This window comes from Actinoplanes sp. ATCC 53533 (genome assembly GCF_003947245.1).
Window position 1 is genome coordinate 1 of record NZ_QHHV01000302.1, and the last position, 12089, is coordinate 12089.

Sequence of the window (12089 nt, forward strand, 5' to 3'; positions counted from 1 at the left end):
CGTACGTCGGCCCACAGTGGTGCCCACTGCAACTCCTTGTCCCACACGTACGGACGCTGGAACAGCGGAATCACGTAGCGGATGTCGTAGCCGAAGATCTCAGCGGGGCTCCGGGTGAACGCCTGCACGGGGGTTCCTTTCCTACCTACGCTGGTGAGCCAAAGTTCTATCGCACGCGACCGGCAGTTCTGTCCCTTCTGGACGCTGTCAGCCTCGCAGTGTCGGCTACCCGTCCTCCTCGACCCAGTCGGGTGGCATTGCCATCGCGGTCCGCAGCTTCGCATCGACCGGAAATTCGTGCAGGATCAGTCGGGTCCGAGCCTCCTCGCGCTCGTCGGCCGTGAACAGCGGCTCGAACCACGGCAGAAGCGCGGCGAACTCGACGCTGTCCACCAACCGCCCAAGCGCGTAGAGCCGCTGGAACCCGTACGAGGTGTGTCGCGGGCTGGCTAGCAGCCGCTTTGTGGCCTGCACCGCGTCGCCAGCCGCATGGACCATCTCGAGGAATTGGGTAGGGTTGTAGCCCAGTTTCCGCAGTGGTGGGATTCCGTCGTGGATGTAGGCGTTGTAGTGGTTGGTGAGCTGCTTCATGTCGTGGCTCATGGGCGCTCCGGGGTTCCGGCCTGGATCTGCCGATCAGTGAGGAACGGGCTGGGTGAACCGTGCCAGAAGATCGCCAGCTCGTCACGGGCCCGGGTGGCAGCCACGAACAACAGCGACCGGTCTCGCTGCCGTTCGCGCTGGTACCTCTTCGGGTCGCTGTCCCGGTAGCGATTGATCATGTGACGCGGCACGTAGCCGTCCGCCATCCCAGCGATGATCATCTTCTGGTATTCGAGGCCCTTGAACCGATGCATGGTGCCGACGTGCACGCCGTCGGCCTGCTTCGGGCCGTCCGGGCCGATCTCGACCGTGGCGATGCCGTCGGCGATCAGTCGGGTGGTCATCTCGTTGGCCAGCTCTCTCGTCGGCAGGCAGACCGCCACGGAGCCGTCCTGCGGCGTACCCCAGTCGGCCAGCTGTTCCGCGATGAGGTTGAGCTCCGCCGCCCAATCTGAGGCACCACGGAAGCGAGGCCGGGCCCCGCGCAGCAGGGAGCGGTAGCCGGCCAGGTCTTCGGAACCGCCGTCGAGGTCGTCATAAACTTCCCCGCTCATGATCTCCAGGGCAGCGGCGAGGATCTGCCTCGTGGTGCGGTAGCTCAGGGTCAGCCGTGACGACCGGCCCCGGATGTTGATCCCAAGGCTGCCTAACGTGACCCGGTTGTCGTAGATGCGCTGGTGGGTGTCGCCGGTGAGGAACATGTCGTCGGGGCCGGGCGGGACCATGGCGCGCAGCATCCGCCAGTGAGCCGCGCTCAGGTCCTGCGCCTCGTCCACCACGACATGCCGGTAGCGGTATTCCCCGGCCGTGGCCCGAGATCCCTCCAGCGCGGCGGCCCGCACCGCGACTTGCCGCCACGTGGTCAGGCCTTGGGCGGTGAGCCAGCGGACGAATCGCTCGGCCAGCTCCCATACCTGGTTGCGTTCCACCCGGTTGAGGTTGCGTCCCCGGTAGGGTCGGCGCGCCCGGAGGTAACCGGCCCGGGTGGTCAGCGCCTGTCCGAGGATGACCTGTTCCCACTCCGCAGCCAGGAAATCGGCGTCCCACCCGGTCTCAGGAACCTCGGCGGCCAGGAACCGGCGCCACAGCTGCGGGGCTTGGTTGTCGTCGACCTTGCGCTTGGGTGCGGCTGGGTCGCCTTCTGTGACCACCCGCGCGGCTACCCGGTCAATGTTGACCACGTCGACGCGCGCGAGAACCTCCTCGCCGGCGAGGGCCACCAGACGGGTACGCAGATCGGCCGCCAGGTTGCGGTTGAAGGTGGTCAACAGCACCACCTGGTCATCGCCCGGGGGCAGGGCCCGCACCAGGTGGGCGACCCGATGCAACGCCACGATCGTCTTGCCGGTGCCAGGACCGCCGCCGACCCGCGCCGGGCCGCTGTAGCGGCGTTCGACCAGCCGGCGCTGTGTCGGGTGTAGGAAGATCTGCCAACGTTCGAACGACTCCGCCAGGATGAAGTTGAGCGCCTCGTCATCGGTGGTCACCAGCGTCGCTGGCCGCCGCACCGCCGCCTCGAAGTCGTCGGTGTCGATCACCTCGGCTACCTGAACCGGCCGAGTTACCTGTTCCAGCACGTCTTGAAAAGACTTGCCGTCGAACAAGGCGAAGAGCACATCGACCGTCAGCTGCGGCGCCCGGTCGACCAACTCAAGCAATTCGTCTTCGCTGGTCAGCTGCCGGATCCGGGGGAGCAGCGGCTCGGCGACGCCCAGCTCGACCAGTTGGGCGTCGGTGTGGGCGGCGAACAGCCTCGTCTGCTCCGGCTGCCCGGCCAGTGCTCGACCGACGATGCTGTCGCCAACCGGTTGCGTGTCGATCGGGTGGAGGTCCATCACCTCGATGCCGCCGGTGACTCGGTTGATCCGGTACGCGTATCGGTCCAGGTTGGCGTAGACGGCGCTGCGATGCTCCACACCGACCAGCAGGTAGTCCCGTTCCCCAATGTGCAGCATCAGTGCCCGCAAGTCTCGCTTGACCCGGGCCGCCATCAGCCGGGTGTCGCCCCGCAGTGACTTGAGGTCCAGTCCCGGTTGGTCAGGGTTGGCGCGGAACTTGTGCATGAACTCGTAAACCGCGCCGATGTCCGGCCGGGACAGCTTCATGATCTCTTTCTCGGCACGTTCCAGCACCTGGAGCTTTACGGCCGCGCTCATCCGGTGATCCGTTCCGCCAGGCCGTCCGCAGTCCAGCGGTCGGCGGTACGTGCGTCCCAGCCGTCAGCCGCGTAGGCACGGTCTCGGTGGATTGTTTCTGGATCTTCGGGCGGATCTGCCCACAGGATGGCGATTCGGGCGTCTGGCCAGGCGACCTCGGCCGGCCATCCCTCGTCACCCAGCTCGAAACCGACCACCGGCACGGGCAGCCCGCGAGCTGCCAACGGCTGGAGCAACCGCCTAATCTCGGGATCATCGGCGTGGTGCAGCACCACGGACCATTCGTCGTCGATCGGTGCGGCCTGGCCATCCGCCGGGTCGGTTGCCGCCGCATCAGGAGCGATCAGGCCGACCGAGGTGAGCAGCCCGGCAACCTCCGAGGGGTCTGGCCCTTCCGTACCGGGTAGCCGGCGCAGATCGTCGAGCAGGCTGGTCAGGGTCTGCTGGGCCTCGGCCCGACGGCCGGCCCCGAGCAACAGCAGGCCGATCTGCTTGCGGAGCTCGAGGGTCCGCGGATCGTCGTCGCCGGCCGCTACCCGCTGGTCGGCAAGCAATTCACCGAGATGCCGCAAGGCATCCGGGGTCTGGCCGATCAACGCGTAGCAGGTCGCCTCCTTGAGTCTGCAGTCGTAGCGCAGTTCAGCCCAGGCCGAGCCGGCGAGATCAGGGGCGAGGGCCCTGTACAGCGGAGCAGCCTGCCGATAGTCACCGCCGTCGAACAATGCCGCCGCCAGGTCGTGGCGGGCACGGAGCACGTCGGCGTCGGTGGCACCGAACTTCTCCTCTGCTCGGCGGGTGATCTCGCCAAGCGCGTCGGCCGCCTGTTTGAAGCGGGACTGCCGTACGAGCTTCTCCGCCTCCTCGTGTGCCTTCCGGAGTTGGGCGCGCACCACCGCCACCTGCGGGCCGGCGGTCGAGAGGACCCGGCCCGTAGGCGGGGAATTCGGGTTCGCCGAGGGCTCGGTGGGCGCCGTGCGCGGCCCGGTCGTCGGGGTGCGCGGCTCGACGGGCTCGACGGCCGCCTCGGCAGGGTCGGCGAAAACCCGGCTGACCACCTCGGCGTATTGCCGGACCGGGCTGGTCTTCGTCGGGCGATCTAGGACGCCGGTGATCGGGCTGAGGCCCTTCGCGAACGGCAGCAGGCGCTCGTAGACGGCTGTGGCGCTCTCCGGGCGGTCCTCTGGCCTCTTTGCCAGCAATTCGAGGACCAAGGCTTCCAATGCTTCGGGGACGTCCGCGCGCACCATGCGCAGTGCGGGCGGGGTCTCCTTTACCTGCTTGAGCATCACGGAAACCGAGGTGGATCCGCTGAACACCGGGTCACCGGTGAGCATCTCGTGGATGGTGCAGCCAAGTGCGTAAAGGTCGGTCGCCGGCTCGGCCAGGTTGGCCTCGACCTGTTCGGGTGCCATGTAGTGCGGGCTGCCAAGCGGCTGGTTGGTCATGGTGATCCGGGAAAACTCAGCCAGCGTAGGAGCGACCGCGAGTCCGAAGTCGAGCACCTTGACGCAGCCGTCCGGCTCGAGCATGAGGTTGCTCGGCTTGAGGTCACGGTGGATCAGCGAGGCGGCGTGCGCCGAGACCAGGACTGCGCAGACCTGCGCAGCAACGGCGGCGGTCCAGCCGATCGGCAACGGCCCCTGTTCGGAGATCAGATCGGCGATGCTAATGCCGTGCACCCGCTGCATGACGAGGAAGGGCCAGCCGTGCTCGTCGGTTCCGCCGTCGTAGACCGCAGGTACGCCGGGATGCTGAAGGCGGGCGGTGATCCGGGACTCGCGGACGAAGCGGCGGATCTGGTCGTGCCCCGGGACTCCGCCGCTGGGCGTCCGGATGAACTTCACTGCGATCTCCCGATCCAGCTTCGTATCCCGGCCTAGCCACACTTCGCCCATCCCGCCGCGGGCCAGCGGGCTGTCCAACTCGTATCGTCCGTCGCCGAGCTTCCGGACCGGCACGACCCCTCCCTGTATCAGTTGGACAGTCGGGCGAGCACGCCGCGGCTACGTAGCTCCGCGATGTGCTCGGCGGCGCGCTGCGGCGCGGTCCCGCCCCGGACCAGCAGACCTGCCTCGATGTTCCGGTCGACCCCGGACTGGGTGAGGTTGGCGCTGGACACAAGCAGGACTCGACGGTCAGCGACCGCTATCTTTGCGTGCATTCTTCCGTACTCTTCGCCACGCTTGTCGATCGGCCAGTGCCAGACCTGAAGGCCATTCAGACCGGCGAAGGCCGCCGCCGGCTCCGCGCCGGCGAGAGCACCGGCCGCGCCTTGCAACGTCTCCACCACCACGATGACGGCGACGCCGCGACCGAGCGCGGCCAGCAAGGCCGCCTTGAGCGGCGCGTGTTCTCGTGCCGAGTACGTCATCAGCAGCAGTTCGTGCTGCGCCTCATCGACCAGCCCGACCAGCACCTGGGCGGTGGAGCGTACCGGGACCTGATGGGTCTTCGGGCCACTCCACACCGACTCGACCTGCACCACCGCCGCCCCCTGCTGTCGGCCGGCCGCCAGCCCGCGCAGGTAAGCTGCCGCCTCCGTGGCCGGCACGCCGTCGACGTGGCGGGCGGCGAGCAGCGGCGCGGCCACCTCGGTGAATCCCGGCACTGCAACGGCCTCCGCCACGACCCCGTCGGGCGAGCCGGCGCCCAGGCGGTCGGCGAGCTGTCGCAGGTGCACCGGGCTGAGCCGGTGTGCCGCCGCTTCGGCAGCCGTCTCGAAGGCCGAGTACCAGGTCATGGCAGGGTGGGGAAGAGCGCCAGGTTGGGGTTGTCGATCGGCACGACAAATCGCCGGTCGAGGAACCGGTTGCCCCGCTCGCAGGTTGTCTCCGATACGAAGAGGCAGACGTGGCAAGCCGCCCCGTGCAGGAACTCATCGGGCTCGCGCGGCAGCCGCTCGGCACAGAGCGGGTCGGATGAGCAGTACTTGGCGTCAGCCAGGGCCCGCCGGGTTATCCGGACCAACTCGTCCGGCTCGGCCAGGGACACCAGGCCGCCGAGAGTGCCCTCGGCGTCTGGGACGGCCGTATAGATCAGGATTCCGGCCCGATGCGGGTCGTCCTCGGTCCCGGAGTAAATACGTTCCGACAGGCTCGCCGAGCTGTATCCGCATTCCAGCGAAATGGTGCGGATAAGCAGGTGAGACAAAGTGTGCAGGGCGTAGTAGCGGGCACCGGGCCAGTTGCGCATGGGATCGAAAGTGCCGGAGATCCGGCCCGAGTATCGGCTCTTGCGGAACCGGGCGTACGCCTCGCGGTGCGCCTCCATCGCCTCGGTGCCGTGAACGGCCCGCTCCCACTCACTCAACAGGCCCTCGGACAGGCGCAGGAAGATGCCCTCGCCGCGGACCTCGCTGGCTGGCACCCAGGTCGGTGCGCCTCTGGACAGCGGCGCGCGAAGCACCAGGTCGGGGTCGGTGGGGTCGGGGGCGTCCAATCGGGTGAACCCGACCAGTGCGCGCACCTCCCGCAGCCGTTCGGCCTGGATGACGTCGGCGTAAATCTCCTTCACCTGTCCAGGCACCCCGTCGGGATGGCGGTAGAGGGTGAAGTCGTCGTTTGGCTGCGGCAGGTCGGTGGCAGCGAAGATCTGCCACTCGGCGGTGTGCAGGTCCGGGTAGCCCTTGGTGTCGTCGTCCTCGGCGGGTTTGGCACGGAAGCGCTCGACCGCGTTCCAAACCTGTTCGTCGGTCCATTTCTCGAACTCGCGCATCGCTGGCGCATTCTGCCGCGCCCAGGGAAGCATGGCTGAACCCGGCAGACCTTCGAATGTCGACCAGTGCTGCTCCACCTTCGCCTGCAGTTCGTTCTCCCCGGTACGTGGCACGGCGAGTGCTGACAAGGTCTGCGCGAACCACTGGTTCGATGCACCAACGATCAGTAGTTTCAGTTCCGCTGTGCATCCCTTGGGCTCGAAGTCGCTGAGATGGGCTCGGCGTCCCCGGCAGCGGGGAAGCTTGTCGACACCCCGGCCGAGCACCTCGCGCATGTTGCGTCGGGAGGTGCACGCCACACACTTGATCTCTACGTTGGCGCCCAGGTTGCCGCCCCGGTCGTCCATCCGCAGCTTCGGGTGGCTGGCGCTCGGGCAGGCACCGCCTTGGTGGACGTAGTGCACGTAGGGGAAGTCGTCCAGGTGCCCGGCCGTACAGGCGAGCACGAACCGGGCTGCGACCGCCATCGGCCGCCGTCCGGACTTCTTGCGCGAGCACGTGGTGTGGAAGAAGCGAGCCTCGTGCGGCTTGCGAGCCTTGGTATTTTCGAAGCCGAAGACGCCACCCTCGATCGGTGCCAGTTCGTCGCAGGCGGTGCACCGTAGCCATCCGGGGAACGGCGTGATCGGTACGCCGATCTTGGAAGCCGGGCTGTTCGGCTCGTCGGCGCCCGCCATCCAAGGTGCCGGCCGCAGCTCCTTGATCGAGTCCTGGCGAAGCAACTTGCGGGTTGCCGCGAGCAGCCGCGGCTCGGCGATCGGCTCCCAGTCCGGCACCACTGTGTAGTTCCAGTCATCGAGGCCCTGGACCAACACCGAGATGTTGGGCAGGTCGACGACGGCGCCGACGCCGGTGGTGAACATTAGGTGGCTGGGCCGTACCGAACCGACCCGCCGGAAGTGCTTGCCCGCCATCAGTTCTCCTTCCCGGCCAGCGTGGACTCGCCCAGTTCGTCGCCATCGGGCAGGTCGTCGTCATCCGGTCCGCCCTCGGGCGGTGGGCCAAAGGACCACTCCGGCGCGTTGTAGAGCGGGTCGAACAGCTTCTCGCCGGCCGGCACGATCAGGTTGACCTCGTTCTCGGTCTCTCGCATGGACATGCCGACGGTCAGGTCCGTCCACCGCTCGCCGCCGGCCATCGTCAGCAGGCCGGCGAGTTGTTGCTGCTGGTAGGTGCCGTCGGCGTAGCCGAGCCGGACCGCGCCTGTCTTGCGTGCCTCCCACAGGTCACGGATCACCTTGATCCGCTCGAGCAAGTAGTCCCGGCCACGAGTGCCGCCGATCACCTCGGCCCGGGTCTTCATCCGTTCGATCACCCCGGCGACCTCCGGGCCGTCGAGCGGCACGTCGTACGCGTCAGTGTTGCGGGAAAAACCGTCCTGGACGTTGCGTACGGCCGCGACGAACGTCGCGGTCGTTCCCCGGTCCAGCGCCCGCCTGGTGTACGGGGTGACCGACAGCGCCTCCACCTGCCGATAGAACGTGGCGTGGTAGTACTCGAAGTCCTCGTAGTGTGCGAGGTCCCGCGGTCGGGTCCAGTTATAGAGCGTGATCACCAGGCCGGGCCGCGCGGCGTCCCGGCCGACTCGCGACGAGGCCTGGATGTACTCAGCAGTGTTCTTCGGCTGCCCGGTAACGACCATCAGCCCGAACCGGGACACGTCGACTCCGACTTGGAGCATCGAGGTGGCCAGCACCGTGTCGACCGGAACCTGCCCGTCGTTCTGGCGCTGGTAGAAGCGCTCTGTGACCGGGTGCAGGTTCGGTTTTGAGTGCGAGGCAGTCCGCGCCTTCATGGCGTCCCGCATGTCATCGAGTACGGCTCGGTTCCGCGCCGACGTGTCGATCTCCGGGTCGAAGCCCATCTCCAGACGCTTCAGCACCTCGCTGATGTCGCCCGACGAGATACGCGAGGTCAGCTCCTGGACGTTGAGCATCTGCACGCCGGTCAGCCGATCGGCCAGACCCTTGCGGCGGCCGTGCGAACGTACCCGGTTGGCGATCTGGTCGTCCAGGATGCGCCGCATCCCGGCTAGCTCGCGGGTGGAGCTGAAATACCCGACTGTGGTCATGTAGGGGTCGGCCAGCTTGCCGTACTTGTCGAACAATGCCTGGCCGCCGAGCAGCAGGATTTCGGCGACGCGGATCTGCGCGGACTTCATACGTACGCCGTGAGCGCACACGCCGAGGTAGCGCCGGCCCGGATTGTTTCGGGTGACTGGTACCTGCCTGCTGAAGAACGTGTCGGTGATGTCCAGTACCGGCGGTGGGAAGACGGCCAGCTCCCGGCCGAAGACGCCGAGGACCTGCTCCCGAGCGCGCTTGGTGGTTGCCGTGGACGCCACGATCTTCGGGCCGGCCGCGCCGCCATCGGGCAGCGGCCAGGTACACAGCTGGTCGACCGCCGCCTCGAAGAGGCCCACCACGGTGCCGAGAGCACCGGAGATCAGGTGCATCTCATCCTGGATGATCAGATCGGGCGGGCGCAGCCGGACGACGGGCTGGCTCGTCACCGCCGGCAAGCTGCCCTTCTTGTTGTGCCGGGATCCGCATCCGGTGCGACCGTCGAGATCGTCGTGCCGGTAGCCGTGCCGCGCGCAGCGCTCCCGCACCCGACCGAAGAGTAATCCGGCGAAGCCCCGCCAGGGCAGCTGCGCGAACTTGTCGACGGTGGCGATGACCAGGCTGGGGGCGTACCGGTAGATCTCCTCGTCGACGGTGAGGATCGGCAGACCCTCGCTGGAGACGGTCCTGGCGAACGGGCAGGCGTCCGCCCCCTCCGCTTGCGGGCAGTAGAGGTAGACCCGCCGCTCGTCCGCTCTCGGCTCCAGGTCGTGGTGTCCCCGCAGTTTCGAGCCGCACCACGGGCAGCTCAGCGTCTGCAGCACGTTGGTGCGCTTGCCGTCGCCCGCCTCGCGAGCCTCGGCGATCTTCTCGGCGGCCTCGTCGAACCAGTTGGGGGAGACGCTACCGCCCACCCACAGCCCGATCCGGAACGGCTCGTTACCCCAGGTCTGCGTGTCGCCGCGTCGCATCACCTCGGCCGCGCACACCAGTGCCGCGGCCCGCTGGAACTGTTGCGCAGTCAGCAACCGCAGCGTGTAGCGCATCAGCACAGCAACACCGGCCTCGCCGCTGCGCGCGTCCGTACCGGACCCAACGACGCCCTGCAGCCGCCGGATGGCGAACGTGAAGGCGGTCAACCCCAGGTATGCCTCGGTCTTGCCGCCACCGGTCGGGAAGAACAGCAGGTCGACCGTCGCGTCGGCGTTCGCCGCGCGCTCCGGGTGCGCCGGATCGGTGATCGACGGCAGGTTGAGCAGGACGAACGCGAGCTGGAACGGGCGCCAGGAAGCTGCCGCGATGCCCTTCGCTTGCACGGCTGCGGTTGCTTCCGCGTACGTGAGGGAGCGCTCCTCGCGGAGCCGGGCCAGCTCGCTGTGCCGGCGCTGCTTCGCCATCGCCTCGTTCGCGAAACGGAACGCCCGCAGAGCCTCGCCGTGCCGCGCCTGACCGGTATCGGTAAGCAGGGTGATGCCCGCCCGGATCCGCTTGGCAGCGTTGTTGGCAGTCTCGATGGCCGCAACGGCTGCCGGGCGCAGTTGCTCAGGCAGCTCGGGGATCTTCTTCGCCTCTTCCTCCAGCCAGGCCGCATAGCCTTTGGCCAGCGGAGCCAGGCCGGCGGCCAGGGCCGTGACGTCAGCCGTGGCGAGAGCATCCATGGACAGCGCGACGCCGGCCAGCTTGCTGCCCTCGTCGACCATGGCCATCGTGGCGGGCACGTTATGCACCGGTAGCCAGGTTGTCTCCAAGCGATGCGCGCAGCGCTCCCCGGCGCGCACTGCCGGATGCACGGCGACGTTGCGGCCAGACGCGTAGCGGCGCTGCTCGCGGTAGAGCAGTCGAAGGTGCGTCTCCTCCAGATCCGAGACGGTGCCGTGCACGCCGTCCAGCGGGTCGTCGATCGGGAGGAACACAGCGGCCTCGCCGTCCAGTGCAGTCACGGTCAGCCCGGCCTGGAATAGCCAGCCGGTGTCCTTGTTGCTCTCCGCATCCATCTGCGCGTTGATCAGCACAAGCTGGACGATCCGGCGACCGTCGCGCTGGCGCACATCCACGGCCAGCTCCACCCCGGGAGTGTCGATATCGGGCTCAGTCAGCGGGATCCGGTACGAGTCGTCCTCGTCGAGCTGCACCTCCCGCGTGAACGACACAGGCTCGCGATACCAGACGCGCGACGCCCGTCCCTTGTCGTCCTCGGTCTCCCGCAGGTCGTAGCGGCCCCAATCGGCCTGCACCGCAAGGACGTCGACGTCGCCGGGTACCGCAAACGACAGGCCCATCGATGAGGCCCACATCCGGCCCAGCTTCTGCGGCGACACGATCTCGGGGAGTTCGGCCTCCCTGCCGTCACCCTGAACGGGAGCGTCCACCTCGACGACCTCAGCGGCGTCACCAGTGCCCTTGCCGGTCTTCTCGCGCTGCTTCGGGCCGAGCATGCCGACCAGGTAACGCTCGCGCGGACCCATGGCCTTCGGTGCGAACTCTTCCTGCTCACCGTCCCAAGGCCCGAGCAGATCCCGCCGGACGAGATCCTCCAGTTCGTCACGCACCTGAAACGACGAGGCGTCGGCGAAGTTTTGCGGTAGGTCCAGGTCGCGGACGAGCGGGTTCTCCCGCGGCGGGTCGCCGGGCAGCGCAAGTGCCTGTTGCTCCCCCTTCGGATGCGGAAACAGGCCTTCCGGGTCCGCAGTCATCATAGAGTCTTCCCCTGTGAGCTGAGATGGGTGCTGTTACCCGCCCGTTCCGCTCGACCAGCACGTTGAGCGGACCCATGGGCACCGTGATCCGGTGCGGGCAGTGGATGGAATGTTTCCACGCTGAGCCCAAGCAGTTGCTGCTCCATCAGCCCATCCCCTCGAACAGACTCGCTTGCGTCCCGGCCTTGGGTTTGCCGGCCTTCTTGTCATGCAGACCTTTCGCGAGTTCCTCGGCGTAGCGGGCGTGGTTGAGCTCCAGCAACCGATCCAGAATCTCTTGCTGGACTGAGGGCCCGACCGTGTAGCGGGTGTAGGGCCCTGCCGGATGAAATCCGTGGTCCAGGCCTTGCTCGACCAGATCATCCCAGCCGTACGCAACGCACACCGCCTCGTCGATCTCTCGATGCAGCTCCCGCAGCCCCACGATGTCCGCATCGCGGCACGCGGAGTCGAACACCAGCTTGTATGTGGCTGTGAGGCCGGCATCTCGACTCAGCATCACGTTATGTCGCTCGCCATCGAGGCCGTCCCCCAGTACCCGCATTCGTTCGGTCAGCTCCGGCATCGGGAACGTTTCGAAAACATCGGACGGCGTATAACGAAGATCCGCTTTCAGGGAGGAGGCTCGGGTAGCGGCCCACCAGTAATGGGGCGAACTGGAGAGCAGCGCCAGCATTGCCGTGTCCTCCGTCGCGAACACGACGACCGCTTCGCTGATCACTTGCTTGGTTGGAACCATCGCCGGCATCACCGTCTTGCTGACCCGAGTAATGGCCACCACTCGCCTCAACTCTGAAATTGCTGTATATAGCGCCGGACGCTTGTCTGCGTAGTGCCAATAGCGCTGTGGAAGCGG

7 protein-coding genes are annotated in these 12089 nt (G+C 67.5%); all 7 read right to left on the reverse strand.

What is annotated here, in order from left to right; all coding sequences use genetic code 11:
- Window positions 1-225: 225 nt before the first annotated feature.
- On the reverse strand, window positions 226-603 hold the full coding sequence (locus DMB66_RS54660) for a hypothetical protein (RefSeq protein WP_125811944.1): 378 nt from the start codon (window positions 601-603) through the stop codon (window positions 226-228).
- A complete protein-coding gene (locus DMB66_RS54665) occupies window positions 600-2759 on the reverse strand; it encodes a UvrD-helicase domain-containing protein (protein WP_125811945.1) in 2160 nt (719 codons plus the stop codon). The genes DMB66_RS54660 and DMB66_RS54665 overlap by 4 nt, the downstream gene beginning before the upstream one ends.
- On the reverse strand, window positions 2756-4681 hold the full coding sequence (locus DMB66_RS54670) for a serine/threonine-protein kinase (protein ID WP_233625518.1): 1926 nt from the start codon (window positions 4679-4681) through the stop codon (window positions 2756-2758). Before DMB66_RS54670 ends, DMB66_RS54665 begins: the two co-directional genes overlap by 4 nt.
- A 50-nt stretch (window positions 4682-4731) precedes the next feature.
- On the reverse strand, window positions 4732-5499 hold the full coding sequence (gene drmC / locus DMB66_RS54675) for a DISARM system phospholipase D-like protein DrmC (protein WP_125811947.1): 768 nt from the start codon (window positions 5497-5499) through the stop codon (window positions 4732-4734).
- A complete protein-coding gene (gene drmB, locus DMB66_RS54680) occupies window positions 5496-7388 on the reverse strand; it encodes a DUF1998 domain-containing protein (protein WP_125811948.1) in 1893 nt (630 codons plus the stop codon). The genes drmC and drmB overlap by 4 nt, the downstream gene beginning before the upstream one ends.
- On the reverse strand, window positions 7388-11233 hold the full coding sequence (gene drmA / locus DMB66_RS54685; RefSeq protein ID WP_125811949.1) for a DISARM system helicase DrmA: 3846 nt from the start codon (window positions 11231-11233) through the stop codon (window positions 7388-7390). Before drmA ends, drmB begins: the two co-directional genes overlap by 1 nt.
- A gap of 145 nt (window positions 11234-11378) precedes the next feature.
- Window positions 11379-12089, reverse strand: a 711-nt coding sequence (locus DMB66_RS54690; protein ID WP_370321211.1) for a type IIL restriction-modification enzyme MmeI, incomplete at its 5' end; no start/stop codon positions are given.